The 21698-nt window shown below is 41.7% G+C and carries 18 protein-coding genes, 2 tRNA genes and 3 rRNA genes; 11 read left to right on the forward strand and 12 right to left on the reverse strand.

From position 1 onward, the window contains the following. Positions 1 to 81 precede the first annotated feature (81 nt). Both K1X76_09320 and K1X76_09325 read left to right on the forward strand, forming a co-directional pair. Complete coding sequence (locus tag K1X76_09320; GenBank protein ID MBX7149276.1) at positions 82 to 345, forward strand: type II toxin-antitoxin system Phd/YefM family antitoxin; 264 nt, start codon at positions 82 to 84, stop codon at positions 343 to 345. After that, positions 345 to 635, forward strand: coding sequence for a type II toxin-antitoxin system RelE/ParE family toxin (locus K1X76_09325; GenBank protein MBX7149277.1), 291 nt, complete (start codon positions 345 to 347; stop codon positions 633 to 635). Before K1X76_09320 ends, K1X76_09325 begins: the two co-directional genes overlap by 1 nt. Positions 636 to 704: 69 nt before the next feature. On the opposite strand, the gene K1X76_09330 is transcribed toward K1X76_09325, so the two are convergent. Continuing rightward, on the reverse strand, positions 705 to 1025 hold the full coding sequence (locus K1X76_09330; protein MBX7149278.1) for a hypothetical protein: 321 nt from the start codon (positions 1023 to 1025) through the stop codon (positions 705 to 707). Positions 1026 to 1421: 396 nt separating this feature from the next. Between K1X76_09330 and K1X76_09335 the strand changes: the two genes are divergently transcribed. The 9 genes from K1X76_09335 (at position 1422) to K1X76_09375 (ending at position 8916) form a co-directional block, all read left to right on the forward strand. Next, the gene (locus K1X76_09335) at positions 1422 to 2000 is read left to right on the forward strand and encodes an ORF6N domain-containing protein (GenBank protein MBX7149279.1); all 579 of its coding nucleotides are present in this window, start codon (positions 1422 to 1424) and stop codon (positions 1998 to 2000) included. Between the two features lie 66 nt (positions 2001 to 2066). Further along, complete coding sequence (locus K1X76_09340) at positions 2067 to 2720, forward strand: hypothetical protein (GenBank protein ID MBX7149280.1); 654 nt, start codon at positions 2067 to 2069, stop codon at positions 2718 to 2720. Beyond that, positions 2701 to 3312: a hypothetical protein gene (locus tag K1X76_09345; protein MBX7149281.1), complete on the forward strand. Its 612-nt coding sequence runs from the start codon at positions 2701 to 2703 to the stop codon at positions 3310 to 3312. The genes K1X76_09340 and K1X76_09345 overlap by 20 nt, the downstream gene beginning before the upstream one ends. A gap of 53 nt (positions 3313 to 3365) precedes the next feature. Then, positions 3366 to 5030 (forward strand): hypothetical protein, encoded by a 1665-nt coding sequence (locus tag K1X76_09350; protein MBX7149282.1) that lies wholly within the window; start codon positions 3366 to 3368, stop codon positions 5028 to 5030. Positions 5031 to 5036: 6 nt separating this feature from the next. Then, positions 5037 to 5621 carry a glutathione S-transferase family protein gene (locus K1X76_09355; GenBank protein ID MBX7149283.1) on the forward strand — a complete coding sequence of 195 codons (585 nt, stop codon included), beginning with the start codon at positions 5037 to 5039 and terminating at the stop codon, positions 5619 to 5621. Positions 5622 to 5623: 2 nt separating this feature from the next. Beyond that, the gene (locus tag K1X76_09360; GenBank protein ID MBX7149284.1) at positions 5624 to 6076 is read left to right on the forward strand and encodes a winged helix DNA-binding protein; all 453 of its coding nucleotides are present in this window, start codon (positions 5624 to 5626) and stop codon (positions 6074 to 6076) included. A gap of 399 nt (positions 6077 to 6475) precedes the next feature. Beyond that, complete coding sequence (locus K1X76_09365) at positions 6476 to 7687, forward strand: FAD-dependent monooxygenase (GenBank protein ID MBX7149285.1); 1212 nt, start codon at positions 6476 to 6478, stop codon at positions 7685 to 7687. Between the two features lie 42 nt (positions 7688 to 7729). Further along, positions 7730 to 8206, forward strand: coding sequence for a hypothetical protein (locus K1X76_09370; GenBank protein ID MBX7149286.1), 477 nt, complete (start codon positions 7730 to 7732; stop codon positions 8204 to 8206). Further along, positions 8206 to 8916 (forward strand): hypothetical protein, encoded by a 711-nt coding sequence (locus K1X76_09375; protein ID MBX7149287.1) that lies wholly within the window; start codon positions 8206 to 8208, stop codon positions 8914 to 8916. The genes K1X76_09370 and K1X76_09375 overlap by 1 nt, the downstream gene beginning before the upstream one ends. 72 nt (positions 8917 to 8988) lie before the next feature. Here the strand turns inward: K1X76_09375 and rrf are convergent. From rrf to K1X76_09430, 11 genes are all read right to left on the reverse strand, one after another. After that, positions 8989 to 9105 (reverse strand): 5S ribosomal RNA (gene rrf / locus K1X76_09380). 169 nt (positions 9106 to 9274) lie between these two features. Next, positions 9275 to 12282 (reverse strand): 23S ribosomal RNA (locus tag K1X76_09385). Between the two features lie 288 nt (positions 12283 to 12570). Beyond that, positions 12571 to 12643: transfer RNA gene (locus K1X76_09390), tRNA-Ala, on the reverse strand. Positions 12644 to 12770: 127 nt separating this feature from the next. Further along, a tRNA-Ile gene (locus tag K1X76_09395) sits at positions 12771 to 12844 on the reverse strand. 317 nt (positions 12845 to 13161) lie between these two features. Beyond that, positions 13162 to 14686, reverse strand: a 16S ribosomal RNA gene (locus K1X76_09400). Together the 16S, 23S and 5S rRNA genes with 2 tRNA genes alongside form the textbook arrangement of a ribosomal RNA operon. A gap of 436 nt (positions 14687 to 15122) precedes the next feature. Beyond that, positions 15123 to 16175 carry a class I SAM-dependent methyltransferase gene (locus K1X76_09405; GenBank protein MBX7149288.1) on the reverse strand — a complete coding sequence of 351 codons (1053 nt, stop codon included), beginning with the start codon at positions 16173 to 16175 and terminating at the stop codon, positions 15123 to 15125. Then, entirely contained in the window at positions 16172 to 18511 is a 2340-nt protein-coding gene (locus tag K1X76_09410) for an MMPL family transporter (protein ID MBX7149289.1), read from the reverse strand. Before K1X76_09410 ends, K1X76_09405 begins: the two co-directional genes overlap by 4 nt. Continuing rightward, a complete protein-coding gene (locus tag K1X76_09415; GenBank protein ID MBX7149290.1) occupies positions 18508 to 19572 on the reverse strand; it encodes a fatty acid desaturase family protein in 1065 nt (354 codons plus the stop codon). Before K1X76_09415 ends, K1X76_09410 begins: the two co-directional genes overlap by 4 nt. A gap of 8 nt (positions 19573 to 19580) precedes the next feature. Continuing rightward, positions 19581 to 20330 (reverse strand): hypothetical protein, encoded by a 750-nt coding sequence (locus K1X76_09420; protein ID MBX7149291.1) that lies wholly within the window; start codon positions 20328 to 20330, stop codon positions 19581 to 19583. A 108-nt stretch (positions 20331 to 20438) separates the two neighbouring features. After that, entirely contained in the window at positions 20439 to 20876 is a 438-nt protein-coding gene (locus K1X76_09425; GenBank protein ID MBX7149292.1) for a helix-turn-helix domain-containing protein, read from the reverse strand. Continuing rightward, positions 20876 to 21568, reverse strand: coding sequence for an ImmA/IrrE family metallo-endopeptidase (locus K1X76_09430; GenBank protein ID MBX7149293.1), 693 nt, complete (start codon positions 21566 to 21568; stop codon positions 20876 to 20878). Before K1X76_09430 ends, K1X76_09425 begins: the two co-directional genes overlap by 1 nt. Positions 21569 to 21698: the final 130 nt, after the last annotated feature.

A 21698-nucleotide genomic window follows, 5' to 3' on the forward strand; every position in this document is an offset into this window, starting at 1 on the left:
TGTTGAAATAAAATAAAAAGCTTCCTTGCCTCTTTTTATAAAACAACCTATATTTAGGTCGTTATTTAAAAGGAGTTCTTTATGGAAAAAATACTGTCTTTATCTGAAGCCAAAACAAAACTTAATAGTTTAGTGGATGAAGTGATTTTGCAAGAGAATGAATTCATCATCACCAAAAACGGTAAGCCTGCGGCTATTTTGGTATCCCCCCTTATGTATGAGGGCTGGAAAGAAACGGAAGAAATTTATAAAGACTCTGATTTTTTAAAAGAAATCAAACAAGGTATTAAAAGACTTAAAAAAGGAAAAACCTTGTCTTTTGAGGAAGTTTTTGGGGACGATTGATGTTTTTTAAAATTAAAATCGATTCTGAAGTAGCTAAGCTCTTTTTACATCTCCATCCCCTGCGTAAAAAAAATATAAAACAAGCTCTTAAGTTATTAGCGAATGAGCCTCATGCCGGCAAGCCTCTCCAGCGGGAACTTCAAGGTTATTATTCGTACCGTATCGCACGTTTTAGACTGATTTATCATATCAACCCTTCTAAAAAAATCATCACCATCATCGCCTTTGGCTCCCGAGCTAGCATTTATGATGATTTACAAGAAACGTTGATGAAACTTAAAAAGAAATAAAAAGGGGGAAGCCTTGAAGAAGCAATTTTTAGTCGCTCCTTCAAGGCTGGAGGGTAAACAAACTTGTTATTAGTGAACGGTGTAGCTGGTGTTAAACAGCGCATCTTTTTGAGCGCGTAATTCTTCTTCAATTTGAAGTAACTTTTCGGGGTTAATTTGGCGCAAACTTTCACGGGCCCAAAAGTATACTTTCTTGTGGTTTTCTATTTGGTTAATCAATTCTTCTTTATGCATTATCGAGGGCGTGTTTTCTAAATTAATAAGCGCATGCTCATGGCCAAAAGCCGACTCGGTTAACGCCAGCTCTAAACCCAAAGCCATGTCTTCGCCTTTAAACCCAGCCTTCATTTCGGCTGCCATCTTTAAAACATTGTTTTCTAGGTTTGCCATAATTACGTCCCTCTTGCCTTAGTAAATGCAAGCATAAGGCCAAACCTTTTAATTTTATTAAACAATTGAAATTATTGTGTTTTTTACAATTTAGGGTGCTAAAACACTCTTAAAATTTGGGGTGTACAACCCTCGGAGACAAGCTAAAGCCCTAATAATTGAGGCCTTAACCCCCGTCTTAAAATGGGACTGAAAGAGTCCGATTTTGAGACTGTCGTGAGACTGTGGGTTTGGGGGCTTTTTTACAAATATTCGATAAATAAGGGCTTTTTAAAAAATTTTTGATGGCATGGATTGTGAGTAAGGAAGAAGTAGGTGGTCGCAATTTGCGACCAGTTCAAACTTGAGGTGCCAATTTGGCACCTCAAGTTTAAAAAACAAAATATGGAAACTTTTATCCCTACAGAAAAAATTGAAGGCCTGATTTTATTAATTCGCAATAAAAAAGTGATGATCGATCATGATCTAGCTCAACTTTACGGCATCACAACAAAAGCTCTAAACCAAGCCGTAAAACGTAATTCCGAGCGTTTTCCTTCTTCTTTTATGTTTACTCTTACAGCCAATGAAAAAAAAGAGGTGGTCACAATTTGTGACCACCTCAAAACACTAAAATATTCTCCAAACCTTCCAAACGTTTTTACTGAACATGGCGCTATCATGCTGGCCAATGTCATAAAAAGTAAAAGAGCTATAAAGGTAAGTATTACAGTAGTGCAAGCCTTCATTCATTTAAGAGAAGTGTTAGCTACTCATAAAGATTTGGCACATAAATTAGCTAGCCTAGAAAAGAAATATGATTCCCAATTTACTAAGCAGATCATTAATTTTTACACTCTAAATAGATCTGCTAGCACTGAGCAGCCTTGTGGCTTGCTTACAATCAAATTTCATCTGCTCAGTGAAGTTGTTTTTGATGCCATCCGGCAGTTGATGACCCCACCCAAAAAACCAAACCGTAAAATCGGTTTTTAACCCCCTAACGGGATAAGAGTCTGTAACATCTGCCAGGGGCAGATTAACAGACTCTAAGGAGAAACTATGACACTTATTAACGATAAAAAACTTTCCGCACTCTACGGAGACACTCAAACCAACCCCACCTGCCATTTGCTGGATGAAAAAGAATTTAACAATTCTATCGTAGGGTTTTTAGAAAAAGGACTTAAAGAAGGTTACAGCAAAACCTATGTGGCCGGTGAAATCTTGAACCTCATTAATAATTATCCCGAATATGCCGAGGCAGCCTCTCTGCCCACCACTTATGAGGGTGTGATGCAACAATTAATACAACCTCTCTATCCCAAATACCAAAACCCGGTTTATCAATGTATCCGCCCCCTCGCCATCCCCTGGCTTGACCAACAGGGTAAAAAAACAGGTAGCGAATTGGAAGAAAACCCTCTTTATCATCAATACAGCTGCATTAATCCCAAAGAAAAATACAGCCAACTTATTTGTTTGGGCCTTACCACCAACTCTAAAAATCACGTTGCAGGCAACGGTGTAGGGCAACTTGAAACCTATAGTGTGGATGAATGTACTTTTGTTGCCGATGATCGATGTATTTCCGATTGCATTGAAGAAGAATGGCTAAAAGAAAAACCAGATTACACACTCGTTGGCTTAGGAACTAATTGCCAAGAATACGACAACAACATTCACGAGGTGTGTCATGACAGATGCAAAGAATAATTTTTATTATCTTATCCCTTTTTGCCTAATCCCGTTTAAAGCCCATGCCGATGCCGGCATCCCAACACTGGCCCTTGCCTGGCCTGCTTTTTGGCTACTGCTCATTCCTATTGTGCTTGTAGAAGCTTATGTTGGCGTTATCAAATTTAAACTATTGTGGAAACAAGCTCTCAAAATAATGATTTTGGCTAATTTATTCTCTACTCTAATAGGCATTCCTTTAGCGTATCTCATGACGGTCTTAACTCAACTTTCTCTTTTATCACCAGCTCTCTTGATTTCTCTTTTGAAACCAGGATCTACCATTCAAATAATGAATTTTTTCCCCGGTAATCTCGTTAATTCTACGGGCTTTTTAACAATGATAGGTGGAGACATGCCCTTATGGGCCGCTTATGCAGGAGCCCTTCTCATGTGCATACCTTATGGATTTATCTCTTACTATTTAGAAAAAAGAATCATTCAAAAAAAACTGTCTACTCCTCATAAACTCATAGCTCACTCCTGGGCCCTTTATGCCAACATCACAAGCTATACGGTTATTATTATCATTCTAACTTTTATGTGGATATTAAGTTCTATAAACCATTGACTCGTCCCTTTTTTTCCATACACTAAGGCCCTCACACTTATTAAGGACCTTTTATGATGGAAAATAAAAAAGCATCTCTTCTTTCTCTCCTCTCCCGCAGTGCCAAAGTGGCGGCCCCCGTGGGTGCCATTGGTGGGTTTATTGGTGATGTATTAGCCCCTATAGCCCCCTTTGCCGGCATATTATTTTGGATTGTATTTTGTGGCTGGATTGTTTCGGGAGCCATCTGGTTTTTGAAAGTGCGTAAAACCATTGAAGCCGCCCGTGCCGATGGCAAAATTACCGACGAAGAATACAAAACAATTTTTCAAACCAATAAATGGTCGGTGCTTTTTGCCTTTACTACTGTTGCCACTCCCATTCTTCTTATCATCATGCTTTTGGGTAAAGCTCATCCCGATACAGGTTTTGTGGCCGGAACCATTCCTGGCATGGACAAATTACAGCAATCTATTTTAGGAATCGAAAAAGATGTAGGCGAAATTAAAGAAACTACTAAAAACATTGATGCCAAAACAAACCAAATTATCAATAAGCTGGATAACATTGCTGAAAGTTTTGAAAATCTAAAATCTAATAGTGGGCTTATCCCTAATCCGCAAACACCCCAGGAATATTATCATAATGCTCGTATGTACGAGCGCGATGCCAATTACCCCTTAGCCCGCCAGGCCTACCAGGCCTATCTTAAATTTGGTTTAGATTTTATTGACCCACATTTAACCTATCAAATGATGCTTAAAATGCAGGATGGTATAGAAGCCACGCGCGAAATCTATCAAAATCTCTCAAGTCAAAATCCGGATGACAAAGTTCTAAAATTGGTAACCATCCTGTTATGGGATAAAGAACTCCGTCTTCAAAAGCTAGAAGCACTCTACCAAGAAAGCCCCGATTTTGCTCCCGTTTGCTACATGCTTTCTAAGGAATATTCGGAAGAAAAGCTTGGAACCCAAGGCATTGCCGACAAACAAAAAGAAAAACAATATTTAGAATGTTTTACCAAGCTTGATAGTGAAGGGAAATTTTTAAAATACTTTTTAGATAAAGGCGAAGCGGAAAAATGGAAAAATGACGCCGAAACCCGTTTGAATAAATTGGCACAAGCCCCCCAAAACATACTTAATAACCCAGTTAGCATCATGAAGTTTTCCAGCGAAGATGGGCTTGCCATTACACTTGTCATGGCCGATCCAAACGTTAAGGAAATTTTTTATCGATTGGAAGAAAATCCCGATTTTAAAAGCACAGGCTTTTTAGACATGGTATCGCCCGTAACCGGCCTGCCCATTCCAAAAACCCAGCTTTCGATGAATTTAAAAGAAGCCGTTAACACCACTCTCTATATTAAATACCGCGATACACGCGATCAGGAACTGGGGCCCTACTCTTTTCCAATTGAGTCGAAACGGGGTGATATTGAGCAAATGCAATTGATTATGAAAAATGTTCCCGACTGGATTGAGTTTGAAACCGATGATGGACAATTTAAAATTATGTTTCAAAAACTGCTGGCTGTATACACGGCAGTAAAGGAAGTTAAATATTCCATTAATAGTAGTGCTCTTGATAAAAAACTACCTTTAACACCAGGGGCCACAGAAATAACAAAAATAGAAGAATTTACGGTAATTCCAACAGTACCTGTTCAATCGGTAACGGTGCAGGTTGTTTTTGCAGATGGGTCAACAAGTGAAACTAGAACTTTTACCCCCTGATATTTTATGAGCTATAAATTATATTCTACTCTTCGCTCTCCGTATGCACGCAAGGTACGTATTGCTCTTTTAGAAAAAAAGATAGCATACGAAGAAATTAACGTTGATTTAAACAACAAGCCTGCCGATTTTTTAAAACATAATCCTTTGGGATCGGTTCCTAGCCTTGTTACAGGCGACGGACTCATGCTGCCGGATTCCACACTTATTTTACGTTACCTGGAAGAAAAACACCCTACGCCCTCACTTGTGTCTTCACACTTAAAAAACGAAACCTGGGCTTGGGAAGAATGGGGAGACCGTTTGTGCGATGAATATGTCCGTCTTTTTCATGCGGGTCAAACAGGGGCCGATGAAAGGGCCATGCGTATTACTCAAGCTATTATCACCATGCTGGGCGAGGCACTCCAAAACAAAGAATATATTTTGGGCCAATATTCATTGGCCGATATTGCCATGGCGGCCAGTATGAAATGGATGGATTTTAGATTAAAACACGATTGGTCTAAACTGCCCGCTCCGGTTTTAAACTGGTATAAAAGGCTAGACGAAAGAGAATCGTTTATTAAAACATATCCGCAGTTAGCATAACCATGACTGTTCCTCCAAAAAAACTAGGTGCTCTTCTTATTGAAGCCGGCGAAAAAATTGCCAAGGTGCGTGATACCACTTTAAAAAAGGCTAATCTCAATCACCTTTCTCATGGCCGAGTCTTAGTGCTCACAGTTTTGGCTGATGGCCCCGCTACACAGGCCGATATTTGTCGCTATGTAGGGCAAAAACCGCCCAGCATGATGGAAATGCTGCAACGCTTGGAAAAAAGTCATTTGGTAAAAAAAGAAAAACATCCAGAAAGTAACCGTAAAGTGTTGTGGTCGTTAACTACCAAAGGCAAAAAAGATTGGGAAAAAGCCCAAGGCCTTCTCTTTAAAATGACTCAAGTGGTAGACGCAACTCTTACCAAAGGTGGTTATCCCCCAAAAAAAGTAGAAGAAATGAAGGCATTTCTGAGCTTTATTATCGCTCAACTCGACGCTCGCTCGTAATAAACAATCTATTTTTATATCTCCCTCTTTATTCCCCCTCCCTTGATGGGAGGGGGCTAGGGGGCGGGTGAAGCTTGTTACACCCCCTCTCCCCAACCCTCTCCCACAAGGGGAGAGGGAAACAAAAGAAAATTCCCCTTGACAATATTAGGTACCTTATATTAGGAACCTAACTATAGAGAGAAATAACTCTCCAACAAGAAAGGAAAACATATGTTACTCGCAATATCTATTTGGTTGGGCTTAGGACTCACCTCATTAGGAGCCACACTGGTAGCCGGCAGTCTCAGCTCAAAGTGCCCACAGGTATGAAGCTGGGGTTGGCTGGTACTTCTTGTAGCTTCTCTCCAACTTTTAAAATGAAATCTTAAAAGAGATCTGTTAAAACCATAACTCCTTATGGTTCCACCTTTAAAGATAGCCATCATAGGCTGTGGCACAGCAGGCCCTGCAGCAGCACTCTTTTTACACAAGCTAGGCCACAGAATTGATCTCTTTGAAAAAACACCTCACCCCTCTCCTGTAGGCGCCGGAATTTTGCTACAACCTACCGGCCAAGCCGTACTTAAGCAATTAAACCTGCTCGAACCCATCCAAAAAATGGGAGCTCCAGTTACTCAGCTATTTGGACGTACCGTTACCAACCGCACCATCATGGATTTAGATTACCGCCATCTCAATCCAAGCTGGCAAGGCTTGGGTCTTCACCGTGGGTGTTTGTTTCAGGTTTTGTTTGATGAAGTGAAAAAGAAAGATATTACCGTACATTGCGGGAGCGAGATTCAATTGCTGCGCGAAGAAGCCTCGCATCAAAAAAGCATTACAGACACACAGGGAAATTCTTACGGCCCTTACGATTTAGTGATTATTTGCGACGGCGCCCGGTCGGTTTTGCGGCACAATTCTCCCTTAGTTAAGAAAGCCAAGCCCTATCCTTGGGGAGCGTTGTGGGTTATTTTGGAAGATCCCGATAAACTCTTTCATCAAACTTTGTATCAAGTATATGAAAGCACCACAACAATGCTGGGGTTTTTACCCACTGGGCACTTACCGGATGATGCACGTCAACTGCTGAGTTTATTTTGGAGTATTAAAGTAGATACCGTCGACAATTTTAAAAAGAAAGATTTAAACCAATGGAAAGAACACGTGACTTTTATTGAACCACGTATTACCCCCTTACTAAATCAAATTAAATCGCATGACGATCTTTTATTTGCCTCCTACATGGATGTGGTGATGAAAGATTGGACGAATGGCATCAACACCCTTTACTTGGGAGATGCGGCCCATGCAATGAGCCCTCAATTAGGACAAGGCGCCAATATTGCGTTGATGGATGCCTGTGTTTTTGAAAAATGCCTTGAACAATCCGGTACCTTAACCGAGGCCTTAAAGCAGTGGTCTACTTACCGCAAAAAACATATTCGTTACTATCAATGGGCTTCACGTTGGCTCACACCGTTTTTTCAATCGTCACTTCCCTTACTTGCTCCCTTACGCAATACTTTTATGGGCCCACTCTGTAATGTTAAACCGCTCCGTCATATCATGCTTGCCAGCATGGCTGGCATTAAAACAGGTATTTTTACTGAACAAAAACCCTTTTAAATTGGGAATGACATATTTTTTTAATCGCGTTAAGCTTATCCGATGAATAAGCTTAAAATAGTTGTTTTGGTTCTTTTTTTTATTTTACCCAGCGTTGCTTTTAGCCAAGAAGATGCTCAAGTAGAAAAAAAGGTACTTATTTTAGGTAGTTTTGCCGATTACAATGAAGCTTTAAAGGCAGCAAAAAATATTAGTAAAAAAAGTGACGTTCTTTATGCCACACGCGGTTTGGTTTACGATGCCAAAAAGGGACTTTATTGGCCGGCAAGTGATACCATGGTAAGCGGTGAGTATTTAGCACGGCGTTATAATGAAGACTGTGATAATCAATCGACCATTTGTCTCACTATTGAAAAATCGGAATACTATAATGGTTTTAAACCTAAATTTTATATTATTGTAGGTGGTATTTACGACAAAACAGATCCCGAAGCCAAGATTCAGCTCAATTTTTTTAAAAAATATATTCCCGATGCCTATTTAAAGGAAACCTCCATTTACATGGGATGCATGCATTAATGAGAACAAAAGTTATTTTTATCACTATTCTGTATCTCTTATTTTTTAGCCTGCCGCTTGTCCCTATTCAACGAACCCCTGTTATTCCTGATCCTTTTTATGAGTTAAAAATAGCTCCAGTTTTTTCTATTTTTAACCCCTTTATTTGGGGAGTACACTATAAATTTGAATTTTATACCTGGATAGCGATTGGTCTTTTACTAGTTTTACCATTTTTAATCGTTAAAATAATTTCCTCCCTCAAAAACAAAACCTCCCCTTATTTCCTTTCAAAAAATTATATTTACGACACCAAAAATAAAAGTTGCCGCTCCATCAATCTTGTATGGTTACCGCTACCTGATAGCGGCGGTTTAACGTACGAAAAGCTTGATTTTGGAAAACCGGAAAAAACTAAAGAGGCTCCTTTAGCCCAAGCTTTTTATGAAACCAAAGTCACTCCCCATCAGGAAGAACTCACTTATCGATTTTATATTTTAGACAATTGGTTATGGGCAAAAATAACCAACAAAACAGAAAGCTCTCCCAGTTTTTGTTTTTATCAACTCACACCTCAAGATACTTTTTCATTTAATAATAATGAGGCCCGGTTAGAAGCTATAGAAAAAATTTTAGAGTTGATTAAAACCCATTCAGAATGGAAAGAGCAAGAAAACGAGCTGAAAGAATATCAGATAAAAGCTATAGAATGGGCTAAGGATCCAGATTAACTCAAATTGTGTTCAATAAGCACAATAAAAAACCCCATACCTTTTTGAGATATGGGGTTTTTTTATAAAAGAATCTGGCAACGACCTACTCTACCAGCTATGACGATAACTAGTACCATCGGCCCAAGGGAGCTTAACTGCCGAGTTCGGAATGGGATCGGGTGTGACCTCCCTGGTAAAGTCACCAGAAAATTGTGAGACTCATTGTAATTTTCATCACAACGGTCAAAATTTTAAAGAGCCATCTACGCTCTCAGACAATTGCATATTATAACCATTAAAAATCTTTTACGAAAAAGCACAACTTCGTTGAGACGCCCCTCGGGTTTACCCCGGAGGCATCTCAATATAAAAAAAAGTGATCAAGCCGCACGACTAATTAGTACCGGTAAGCTAAAAGCATTACTGCTCTTACACACCCGGCCTATCGACCACGTAGTCTTCATGGTGTCTTTAGGGGGATTACTCCCCGGGAAATTTTATCTTGAGGTTCGTTTCACACTTAGATGCTTTCAGCGTTTATCGAATCCGAACATAGCTACCCAGCCATGCCACTGGCGTGACAACTGGTGCACCAGAGGTTCGTCCATCCCGGTCCTCTCGTACTAAGGACAGATCCTCTCAAATTTCCTACGCCCACAGAAGATAGGGACCAAACTGTCTCACGACGTTTTGAACCCAGCTCGCGTACCACTTTAAATGGCGAACAGCCATACCCTTGGGACCTGCTTCAGCCCCAGGATGTGATGAGCCGACATCGAGGTGCCAAACCGCCTCGTCGATGTGAACTCTTGGAGGCGATCAGCCTGTTATCCCCGGCGTACCTTTTATCCGATGAGCGATGGCCCTTCCATACGGGACCACCGGATCACTAAGACCTACTTTCGTATCTGTTCGACTTGTTTGTCTCACAGTTAAGCTCTCTTATGCCTTTGCACTCAACGGCCGGTTTCCAATCGGCCTGAGAGAACCTTTGCGCGCCTCCGTTACAATTTAGGAGGCGACCGCCCCAGTCAAACTACCCACCAGACAGTGTCCCGCTCGCCGATTCAGGCAAGTCGGTTAGAACTTCAAGAAGATTAGGGTGGTATTTCAAGGTTGACTCCACCATGGCTGGCGCCACAGCTTCAAAGTCTCCCACCTATCCTACACAAACCGCCCCGAAGTTCAGTGCCAAGTTATAGTAAAGGTGCACAGGGTCTTTCCGTCTTTCTGCGGGTACACGGCATCTGCACCGTGAATACAATTTCACTGAGCTTCTAGTCGAGACAGTGTGGCAATCGTTGCGCCATTCGTGCAGGTCGGAACTTACCCGACAAGGAATTTCGCTACCTTAGGACCGTTATAGTTACGGCCGCCGTTTACTGGGGCTTCAGTTCGAAGCTTCGCCTTGCGGCTAACATCTCCCTTTAACCTTCCAGCACCGGGCAGGCGTCAGACCCTATACGTCGTCTTACACGACTTTGCAGAGTCCTGTGTTTTTGGTAAACAGTCGCCGCCACCATTTCGCTGCGACCTTCACATGCTTCGCCCCGCAGGGGACTAACAAATGAAGGCATGCCTTCTTCCGAAGTTACGGCATTAATTTGCAGAGTTCCTTGACTAGAAATCACTCAAGCGCCTTAGGATATTCTCCTCACCCACCTGTGTCGGTTTACGGTACGGACACATAGGTTACTCCCGACGAAGTTTTTCTTGGAAGCAGGGACACAACAGCTATCCAATTCCCCGAGGGGAATCGGTCGCACTCGGTTCTCGGAGTTAATGGCTTCCCGGATTTGCCTAAGAAGCCCTCCTACCGCCTTCGACGGTGATGTCCAACACACCGCCTGTTTATCCTTCTCCGTCACTCCGAAGGTAATAACGCAACCCACATGGTACGGGAATATTAACCCGTCATCCATCACCTACGCTTTTCAGCCTCGGCTTAGGGTCCGACTAACCCTGAGAGGATTACCCTTGCTCAGGAAACCTTAGGTTTACGGCGACGCAGTTTCTCGCTGCGTTTATCGTTACTTATGCCTGCATAAGCTCTTCTGATACCTCCAGACATCCTTTCGATTGTCCTTCACAGGCTTACAGAATACTCTTCTACCACGCATCAATTAAAAATCGATGCATCCATAGCTTCGGCAATGTACTTAGCCCCGTTACATTTTCGGCGCGGACTCACTAGACCAGTGAGCTATTACGCTTTCTTTAAAGGATGGCTGCTTCTAAGCCAACCTCCTGGCTGTCTATGCGTTTCCACATCCTTTACCACTTAGTACATATTTGGGGGCCTTAGCTGATGGTCTGGGCTCTTTCCCTTTTGACGTCGGACGTTATCACCCGGCGTCTGTCTCCCACTTAAGACGTTAACGGAATTCGGAGTTTGATTGGCTTTGGTACCCCTAAACGGGGCCCTAGGCCATTCAGTGCTCTACCTCCGTTACGATTCGAGTGAGGCTATACCTAAATATATTTCGAAGAGAACCAGCTATCTCCCAGTTTGATTAGTCTTTCACCCCTAACCACAGGTCATCCGACACCTTTTCAACGGTGACCAGTTCGGACCTCCAGCCCGTATTACCGGACTTTCATCCTGCCCATGGTTAGATCACTAGGTTTCGGGTCTACTATATGCAACTTAATCGCCCTATTCAGACTCGGTTTCCCTACGGCTCCGCACCCTTGGGTGCTTAACCTTGCTGCAGACAGTAACTCGCAGGCTCATTATGCAAAAGGCACGCAGTCAGGCATTCCGCTTGCGCGGCATAGCCCTCCTACTGCTTGTAGGCATACGGTTTCAGGTACTTTTAACTCCCATCTCTGGGTTCTTTTCACCTTTCCCTCGCGGTACTAGTTCACTATCGGTCGGAAGTGTGTATTTAGTCTTGGATAATGGTCTACCCGGATTCCCACAGGATTTCTCGTGTCCCGTGGTACTTGGGATACCTCTAGAGTGCATTCAGATTTCGACTACAGGGTTATCACCTTCTGTGACGGACCTTTCCAGATCCTTCGTCTATCCTCATACAATCTCATGTTAAGGTCCCGCAACCCCGGCACCAACACTCGCTTCACCGTTAAAGATGAAGTCAGTGTTGATGCCGGTTTAGACTGTTCCCATTTCGCTCGCCACTACTTTGGGAATCTCTGTTGATTTATGTTCCTCCAGGTACTTAGATGTTTCAGTTCCCTGGGTTCGCTTCACAATGCCTATGAATTCAGCAAAGGATACTCCAAAAAGGAGTGAGTTTTCTCATTCGGAAATCTCCGGATCAAAGTTCTCTTAGCAACTCCCCGAAGCTTATCGCAGCTAGACACGTCCTTCATCGCCAACTTCCGCCTAGGCATCCACCGTACGCCCTTATTAGCTTGATCACAAAGCTCTTGAGTTTTTCCTTATCAATTAAATGATACAGAAAAGTCTCAACGAAATTGTTTTTTCGTTAAATGAATAAATAATGATCGTAAAAAATATGCAATTGTCAAAGAGCGGTACTACTTAAACGACTTCCGAAGAAGTCGTCATTTAAAGCTACGATAATTCGTAGCTTTAAATGAAGAAAAGTGAGAGCGTTTTGTGGCACTTTTTACTTCGTAAAAAGTACTCACATTTTCTAAATTTTTAGAGCTGCCTTACAGGTAGCTCTAAAAACCAAGAAAATGTGGAGCCAGGCGGGATCGAACCGCCGACCCTCTGCTTGCAAAGCAGACGCTCTCCCAGCTGAGCTATGGCCCCAATTGTTCTGTTGCCGCATCCAGCTTTTAGCTAGAGGCCAACAAATTTTTTGTGCACTTTAAAAAGTACAACAAAAATCTGGTCGCCTATGCCGGCACTTCGTGCCGCCCTATGCTCCCGATTTTTGTGGGCCTGGGAAGACTCGAACTTCCGACCTCACCCTTATCAGGGGTGCGCTCTAACCACCTGAGCTACAAGCCCTTGTTGAGCACCGACGAACTAGGTTCGACGGGGCGATTACAAGGGCTAGTCCCAAAAACTAGGTTTTTGGGGCAAGCCCATGATACCAAGCAAACCTCGATCAGTTTAAAACCGGAAGAGACAAGCCCATAAGACTTATAGCCCTTGATACTTCAACTTATAAAAGAACGATTTCTCGGTCTCCCAAAACTAAATAGCAAGTTAAGAAAATGTTTGCAGATGATTGATCTTTATAAGGATAAGTAGATAACCTCTGAAATTTGGCGTGACCGAAGTCACGTTACTTTTTCTGTTAAATACTCCATCCTTTTCCTTAGAAAGGAGGTGATCCATCCGCACCTTCCGGTACGGATACCTTGTTACGACTTCACCCCAATCACCGGTTACACCTTGGGCCTCATAGAGGACTTCTGGTATACCCAGCTTTCGTGGTGTGACGGGCGGTGAGTACAAGGCCCGGGAACGTATTCACCGCGCCGTTGCTGATGCGCGATTACTAGCGATTCCAGCTTCATGGAGTCGAGTTGCAGACTCCAATCCGAACTGAGGCCGGTTTTCTGGGATTAGCTTCCCCTCGCGGGTTCGCGACCCTCTATACCGGTCATTGTAGCACGTGTGTAGCCCTGGTCATAAGGGCCATGAGGACTTGACGTCATCCCCACCTTCCTCCGGCTTGACGCCGGCAGTCCCTTTAGAGTGCCCAACCGAATGGTGGCAACTAAAGGTAGGGGTTGCGCTCGTTGCGGGACTTAACCCAACATCTCACGACACGAGCTGACGACAGCCATGCAGCACCTGTCTTAGGGCTCCCGAAGGCACCCCGCCATCTCTGGCAGGTTCCCTAGATGTCAAGACCAGGTAAGGTTCTTCGCGTTGCGTCGAATTAAACCACATGCTCCACCGCTTGTGCGGGCCCCCGTCTATTCCTTTGAGTTTTAGTCTTGCGACCGTACTTCCCAGGCGGAATACTTAATGCGTTAGCGGCGACACTGAAGGGATCAATTCCTCCAACATCTAGTATTCATCGTTTACAGCGTGGACTACCAGGGTATCTAATCCTGTTTGCTACCCACGCTTTCGTGCTTGAGTGTCAGTATACGGTTAGTGAGTCGCTTTCGCCTCCGATGTTCCTCCCAATATCTACGAATTTCACCTCTACACTGGGAATTCCACCCACCTCCCCGTAACTCAAGACTTGCAGTATCAAACGACCCTCCCCAGTTAAGCCGGGGGATTTCACATCTGACTTACAAGCCCACCTAGACACGCTTTACGCCCAGTAATTCCGAACAACGCTTGCACCCTCCGTATTACCGCGGCTGCTGGCACGGAGTTAGCCGGTGCTTCCTTTAAAGGTACCGTCAATTATCTTGGATGTTAGCCAAAATAGGTTTCGTCCCTTTCGTCAGAGGTTTACAACCCGAAGGCCTTCTTCCCTCACGCGGCATTGCTGGATCAGGCTTGCGCCCATTGTCCAATATTCCCCACTGCTGCCTCCCGTAGGAGTCTGGACCGTGTTTCAGTTCCAGTGTGGCTGATCGTCCTCTCAGACCAGCTACCCGTCATAGCCTTGGTAGGCCTTTACCCTACCAACTAGCTGATGGGACACAGACTCATCTTCTCGCGATAGCTTATAAATAGAGGCCATCTTTCCCCCACAGGGCTTATATGGTATTAGCCCTCCTTTCGGAAGGTTGTTCCATTCAAGAAGGTAGATAATCTGTGCATTACGCACCCGTGCGCCACTTTACACATGGTATTGCTACCACTATCTCGTGCGACTTGCATGTGTTAGGCATGCCGCCAGCGTTCGTTCTGAGCCAGAATCAAACTCTCCAAAAATTTGATTAGCTCTCTTTTAAATCCGTAAGGACTTAAAAGTGAATTTAACTTGTTTTAAAGCTTCTTGCGATGCTTTCGGCCCCTCGTGAAAAGGAGCCGTTTTTCTCCAATTACCGAAGTAACTGGAGTTCATCTGCAAGACTAATTTCTGCTTGCTATTTAGTTTTCAAAGACCGAAAAAACTTACCCAAAAAAATTTGGGTTCGCGCATATTATGCAAAAACATCCGCGAGTCAAGAAACATTTAATTTTATTTAAATATTTTTAGCGATTTCTACTTCAAGAGGAAAAAGGCGTTAATCCTGTTTCATTGAGACATGTACTACCGAACCGCATCCTTAAAAAAGGTTTGCATATATTATGTATCGGCGCTTCAAAGTCAAGATTAAACACCAAATAAGTGAAAATACTTATCCACAGGTTTAAATAATTGAAATTATTTAGTAATTTTTAAAAACAAATTAAGTCCGGTAGCCTCACTTTCCACACATACGGGTGTAGCAGCAGGAAGATGAGATGCTATCTTTAAAAGATCGTCCCTATTGCGATAAATAAGAGGCCAATCACCTAAATACCATTTAAGTGTTTTAGAATAATCATCTGGACTTACATTACCAATAATGAGTGTCCCCTGCTCCGCTAAACGATGGTATAAAACATCCACCGCCATCTCAAAAAGAGTGTCATCTAAATAATCAAACAAGCCACAGCTATAGATAAAATCAAATTGCGGGAGATCCTGAATACCACCCGCTAAAAATTCCTGAATGGGCTTGTTGTAAAATGAAAAATTAACTTTTGATTTTTTCTTTCTCTTTGCTGCTATCAATTCGTTTTTTGAAAATTTAATAGCCTCTGGATCTTGGTCCACTAAATGAAATCGAGATTTACCTGCATCAGTATTTGTAAGAATAAACTCTTTAATTTCCCGAGATGGGCCACACGCCAAATCTAATATGGTAAAATCTTTTTTGCGACCCAAAACATTTTTCCCTATCTCCTTAAATTTTTCTAAAAAATACGGGATGCGAGCAACAGTTAATTGCCCCGAAATACACCGACAACCAAAAGCATTGATCATTTTAAAATAAGCACTTGGCCCTTTAAAAGGATTAGAATCGTACAGCATATTCATCATTTCGTAGTCACCCGCATAACCCAAAGGCTTTAGAAAAATGCGTTCGTAAAAAGGCGCGTACCATAAAAGTGGCCCCATCTGATCACGAAAAAAATCTTTGTGATAAAGATGCTCCTCGGGAGAGAAATTTTCGGCCAAAATATCACTTTCTTTTAAGAGATGGGTTTGCAGTTCTTCTAATGGTTTATAGAAACGTTTTACCAAGCTGGTAAAAGAAACACGTTTTTTATCAGCCGCATCAATCTTTTGTTTTAAATCCAAGAGTCCCGCTCTTGAATCACGAATGAGCTTTTTAAAGGAGGGATGGATTTTTTTACGATTTTCAATTTTATAGGCAATTAAGTTTTTCATATTGTTCTCTCTAAAATAACTTCATCTTTAACTTCTAGTTTAAACTCCTTATTTTTTACCAAATAAGGAGCCAATAAACGTAATAATGCAGGCAAAAGAACCAGCTCGCCCACTAAAGCAAAAAGAAAGGTTATACCGCCTAAAAATCCAAACTGACGTGTAGGGGCAAAGCTTGTTAAGCACAGCGTAAAAAAACCGAGCGATAAAACCAGTGATGTAGAAATAACGGCAGGCCCCGTTTCTTTAAAAGCAACTTCTATAGCCTCCTCCATAGTTTTTCCATGCTGCGTATCATGCCTAATATGCATCATCAAATGTACGGTATCATCCACCGCTAAGCCAATGGCAATACTAGCAATCATGGTGGTCAGCATATTGAGAGGAATTCCTACCCAACCCATCACACCAAAGGTACCAATAATAGGAAAAATATTGGGCAACATGCTCAGCACACCCCATTTTATCGAACGGAGAAGAATAATAAGCAGCAACGTAATGGCAAAATCACAGGCAAACCCCATAATTTGAGACTGAACAATATAACGTTCCATATTCATCCACACAATGTTAGCCCCCGTAAAATGACCCTCGAGAGGTGCCTTAATATACTTTTCCTTAATTGCATTGGCACGATCAATAACGTTTTTTCCTAAACGGGTTCCCACCGCTTTAATTTGTTGATGTATCCGTACAGAGGAATAATCAAGATTGATCAAATCCCTAAAATTGTGATTGCCCTCCAGCAAAAAATAAATTTGGCTAATCTCTTCTTTGGTATCGGGTATTTTATAATAGTGAGGATCATCATCGTGTATTTTACGATTAACTTCCTTGATATAGGGAATAACAGAAAGGGGTTTACTTGCCTCAGTCACACTCTCGGTACCAATCAAAAACTTTTCTAAATTGGCCAGCGTAGCCGGATCGGTAAATATTTGGGATGGGCCTTTGATAACCATATCCGAACTGGTAGATCCGTTAAACTTTTCATCAACAAAATCAAAATCGCGCGGTATTTCAGAGTTTTTAGGATAAAAATCTGGCGGTCTCGTTTCGATAAATATTTTAAAAAAACCGGCAAATGCAAACAAAACCAAAACCAAACTAAATACTAAATTTTTCTTCCAGTGATGACGCGACAAATCCATAAAAAAGGTAACTGCTTTTTCTAAGAAAACAAGCTTTACTTCTTTTTGAGAATCCGAAACTTTTGGCAAAAACATCAATAAAATAGGCAACGGCCCAAGTGCAATAAAAAGCGCACTGGCAATGCCAAAAGCCGCAAACAAACCAAAATGACGAATCACGCTCATATCACTGGTAACAAGTGCCCCAAACCCCATACACGTAGTGAGCCCTGTAACCAAACAAGGAATAAGTACATGGCTTAAAATACGCTTAATTTTTTCACCAATAGGCAAATCCTCATCCTGCGCCCGGAATGTAGCATAAATATGAATGCAATCTAAAACAGCCACCATGAGCACCAGGGGTGGCAACAGTGATGTTACAAAATTAAGAGGTAATTTTAGAAAACCAATCAGGCCTGTAGTCCATATTGAAGACAAGGCGATACAAAAAAGAGTTAGTAACACAGCACTTACACGGCGAAACAAATAATAAAGAACAAAACTAATCATAGCCAACATAAAGGCCGTCATTACAACCTGATTTTCGCGCGCGCTTTTATCTAACTGATATTCAATAGTCACACTTCCTGCCAAATGGCTGGTAAAAGGCGTAAGCGCCTGATGCTTTTTGATAATTTCCTTAACAACAGGCACAACGGCATCGCGGGCATCTTGTTTGGCCTTTACATCGGCACTTTGCTTAAGACGCACATAAAGAGCTGTAATAGGCTGGAAAGGGTGCACAATATAAGGGGTATAAAGCGGGTTTTTTCTAATATCGTTCTTAAGTCTCTCTAAATCTTCTGGTTTACTAGGGATATGATCGGCAAGAGGTTCAAATTTAAGTTCACTATCATCGCTTTTAATTTCCAATGTATTGGTGAGCGAGGTCACCTCCTCTACTTGTGGTATTTTTTGTAAATCATTTGTTAATAAATTAATACGCTGGAGCATATCTGAGGTAAATATCTCGGGGGCCTCCAGGGCAATCATCATGATAAAATCACCGCCGTACTCCTTGTTAAATTCGAGATAACGAACAAGATCAGCATCATGCTCGGGCACCATGTTCTCTAAAGCATTAATGGTAAGCACTTTGTTTGCATGCGCACCAAAAAAAATCGTGATGACAAGGGTAATGGCAAGAACCCACCATTTTCTTTTAAACAAAAATGCGGCATACTTATCGGAAAAAACAGGATTCATCTTACCCCTCCTCTCATAATTTCACCAAACACACCCTGAGGTCCAAAATTAAAATAACCGTGTGAGATATGCGCTTTATCCCTATAAACAGGATCGGTTAATAAAAGCGCGTGTAATTGAGGAACATTGTACCAGGGAACAGAAGGCCAGAGATGATGATCGAGATGATAGGCAATGTTGTAGGGCTGAAAAAACCAGCCAAAATCGTACCATTTTAAATAAACATTACGCGATATATTGTAATCGTGTTCACCTTTAAGCCCGTAGTGATCGGCCACAAAACGCATTTTTTGAAAAAAATTAAAAGTGCTAAAAAGAGGTAAAACCCAAAGTAGCAAAAAGGGTTGCCACAAGTGAAAGTAGCCAATTACTGACAACCACAGGGCCCAAAACAACCAAAACTCTATCTTTTTATAATAACGCTTCCAGCCTTTTTTAGGATAAGTCACTTCCCAATCTAAAAAAGTTTTAGTGTGCATAAACACAATAGCCACCCATATAGTACTACCCATCCCCAAGAGATCACGCAAAAAAACACTAATGAGTTTTGCCTTACTACAAGGGCTGGGTAGTTTGGGAATATTATTTCGAGCTAAAACCAGCGTGTCCTTTTCGCTCCCCACATGCCGATGATGCAAAACGTGATCGTGACGAAAACGCTCGATGGGATAAAAAAGAGCAAAGTTACAAAACCAGTTAGACATAAAATCATTTATTTTACGATTGGGGAATAAACGGTAGTGCGATGCTTCATGCGCCAAAAGCGAAATAGCGTGCTGGCGAGAGGCAATAAAAAGAATACTGACGACATATAAAAAAGGATTTTTAAATTTCATATTGAGCGCTATGCATCCAATAACAAGTGCCCACTCTTTGAAAATATGAAAATAATTAATCCAGGGATTAAGTTTGGAAAGCGCTGCAATTTGAGAATTGAGGTCCTTATTTTTAAGTTTGGCCGAAACCGCATCGGCCCAACCATGTGCTGTATCCTGGTCGGGATTATTAAAGCAGGGAGCCGCAAGCGCTTCATTGATGTCTTGTTGGATTTTTTTAATCATATATTTTCCTATTCTAAGCTCACGGCATAACCGGTAATTGGATCGATAAATTCTTCTTCACAAACAGATAAATCGGGGTGGTTATTTTCTACTGGTATTTCTTCTTGAGCAGAAGCGGAAGAAGATGGAGTTAAACCTACAGCAACAGCAACACCCGCAGCCAATTTAACACTTTCTTCAACAGCCCTAGCCGCTGCAGTTGCAGCTGCAGGAACTGTAGCAGCTAGCGCCCCGTCATCTGCAGTGCCTACACCGGCAGCATCATCAGCAAGTAAAATAAGACTAGCTGCAGAAGCAACTACAGCCACACCCAGCAAACCCAAGACTTGCAGAGTAGCTGCCGAATTCTCGTATTCGTCAGGTTTTGGATCAACTGTCAGATCTTCATTAGCAGGAGTAGCTACATCTGAAGGACTTGCTTGCTCAATTGCACTATATACCGTTTTATTTGAAGAATTACTTGGGGGAGGACAGTTATTATATTCGCTTAACCAAATACGAAAAAGACCATCTAACTCAGCAGCAATTTCTGAACTAAATCCTTGAACAGGATTGGGGCCTTCAACAAATAAAACAGGATTCGTCTCCCAGGCCTTTGCAATTAATCGTGTATTAACTTGAGCTGCTTCATAAAAATTCTGCATTGCCGGCTCACTCAAAAAACTTTCTGCAGTTTTTTCAAAGTCAGACCCATCACTTTTAGGACATACTTCTTCGTAAATTTTCTTAAAATTTACATTTACATTAATTCCACCCATAAATTTAACCTCATTTTTAGTTTTAAAAATAAAACTAATTAGTTATTTTAAACGAAAAAAAAATCCATAAGATGGATCCCCGCCTCCACGGGGATGACGGGTGTCGACTTAACGCAACACCTGACGAATGCTTAAAAGCAAAAAAAGATAATCTTCCTTACGCTTTACATCGCCACGCAAGCGCATAGAGGCCAATTGCTTAATATCTTCGTCGGTAATGCGATTACGCTCTCTCAAATCGCTGTCCCTCATCAAAGCTTCCAATGCGGGAGGCATTTTTTGAGCTACTCGCCCCTCTTCTTCATCAAAATCCACAATCTCGCTTACATCGGGATTGGCTAAAAAATAAAGTTTGTCGGTAGAAACAGATAAAATCTTTGAGATTTTTTTAATCATCTCGTTAGTAGGCTTGCGTTGACCTTTTTCGAGATAGGTTACAAAATTTTGAGATACATCCAGCTTTTGAGCTAACTGCATTTGTGTTAAATCAGCTCTAAGCCTTTGATCGCGCAAAAAATCACCAAATTTTATGAGTGCGTTATTCATTAAACAGCTAGCTCCTTATAAAGAAAAATTCTTAATCTTAAAAAATGAACGATAAGCGCCATATTTAAAAAGACGGCACGCGAAAAAAAGAAGTTTTGAGCAACATCCGGATAATGTTTTTTTAGATGACGGATCGCTTTAATAAGAGCCGCCAAACTAAACACAGGCTTTTTTGAAAAAATAGCCTCAAAATCTTTTACAGGGTAAGTACCCACTGCAATAAGAGCATCGGCAAACATTTCTTCTTTATCTTGTAAGGATTCCTTAAAAACAGGCACACGGTTTTTAACGGTTAAGCTAGATTCATGAGGTGCATATTGCTGATAATACTCGCACACCCCAACATGGGAGAGCTCGTGTGCTAAAGTAGATAATTTAAAAACGGGATGAAGCTGATTATTAATAAGGATAGTACCATTCCCCTGTGGCAGATATGCGCCCATTACATTATCTGTCATGGGAATTTCTTTAACCGCAACCCCCACATTTTCTTCGGTTTGTTTTTTTAGGCCATCGTAATTTTGAAAATAGCCGGTGTTAAAAAATGGAAAGTACTTTTTGGCAACCTTGTTAAGAGTACCGAACCATTCGGCACGAACACGCGGGCGATCAAACACATTGTGCAATGTTGCCCAGTAATTGCTACTGCACATCCAGGTTAAAAGTTTTATTTCGTCAATCAATTGCAGCATAAGTTTTATTTCAATAACTAATCAGTTATCGGAAACTCATGCTAAATGTTGAGTGGAAAAATGACCAAAAATGCAGAAAGTGAGAACAAGTTGTTATCAGTGCTTTTCTAAAAAAATGACAAAATGAAGA

The organism is bacterium, from assembly GCA_019695305.1.
Lineage (GTDB): Bacteria > UBA10199 > UBA10199 > UBA10199 > JAIBAG01 > JAIBAG01.

Excerpts from the sequence above, each read along its gene's own strand:
- K1X76_09320 (MBX7149276.1), top strand. The coding sequence starts at position 82 with ATGGAAAAAATACTGTCTTTATCTGAAGCCAAAACAAAACTTAATAGT.
- K1X76_09325 (MBX7149277.1), top strand. The coding sequence starts at position 345 with ATGTTTTTTAAAATTAAAATCGATTCTGAAGTAGCTAAGCTCTTTTTA.
- K1X76_09330 (MBX7149278.1), bottom strand. The coding sequence starts at position 1,025 with ATGGCAAACCTAGAAAACAATGTTTTAAAGATGGCAGCCGAAATGAAG.
- K1X76_09340 (MBX7149280.1), top strand. The coding sequence starts at position 2,067 with ATGACACTTATTAACGATAAAAAACTTTCCGCACTCTACGGAGACACT.
- K1X76_09345 (MBX7149281.1), top strand. The coding sequence starts at position 2,701 with ATGACAGATGCAAAGAATAATTTTTATTATCTTATCCCTTTTTGCCTA.
- K1X76_09350 (MBX7149282.1), top strand. The coding sequence starts at position 3,366 with ATGATGGAAAATAAAAAAGCATCTCTTCTTTCTCTCCTCTCCCGCAGT.
- K1X76_09355 (MBX7149283.1), top strand. The coding sequence starts at position 5,037 with ATGAGCTATAAATTATATTCTACTCTTCGCTCTCCGTATGCACGCAAG.
- K1X76_09360 (MBX7149284.1), top strand. The coding sequence starts at position 5,624 with ATGACTGTTCCTCCAAAAAAACTAGGTGCTCTTCTTATTGAAGCCGGC.
- K1X76_09365 (MBX7149285.1), top strand. The coding sequence starts at position 6,476 with ATGGTTCCACCTTTAAAGATAGCCATCATAGGCTGTGGCACAGCAGGC.
- K1X76_09370 (MBX7149286.1), top strand. The coding sequence starts at position 7,730 with ATGAATAAGCTTAAAATAGTTGTTTTGGTTCTTTTTTTTATTTTACCC.
- K1X76_09375 (MBX7149287.1), top strand. The coding sequence starts at position 8,206 with ATGAGAACAAAAGTTATTTTTATCACTATTCTGTATCTCTTATTTTTT.
- K1X76_09405 (MBX7149288.1), bottom strand. The coding sequence starts at position 16,175 with ATGAAAAACTTAATTGCCTATAAAATTGAAAATCGTAAAAAAATCCAT.
- K1X76_09410 (MBX7149289.1), bottom strand. The coding sequence starts at position 18,511 with ATGAATCCTGTTTTTTCCGATAAGTATGCCGCATTTTTGTTTAAAAGA.
- K1X76_09415 (MBX7149290.1), bottom strand. The coding sequence starts at position 19,572 with ATGATTAAAAAAATCCAACAAGACATCAATGAAGCGCTTGCGGCTCCC.
- K1X76_09420 (MBX7149291.1), bottom strand. The coding sequence starts at position 20,330 with ATGGGTGGAATTAATGTAAATGTAAATTTTAAGAAAATTTACGAAGAA.
- K1X76_09425 (MBX7149292.1), bottom strand. The coding sequence starts at position 20,876 with ATGAATAACGCACTCATAAAATTTGGTGATTTTTTGCGCGATCAAAGG.
- K1X76_09430 (MBX7149293.1), bottom strand. The coding sequence starts at position 21,568 with ATGCTGCAATTGATTGACGAAATAAAACTTTTAACCTGGATGTGCAGT.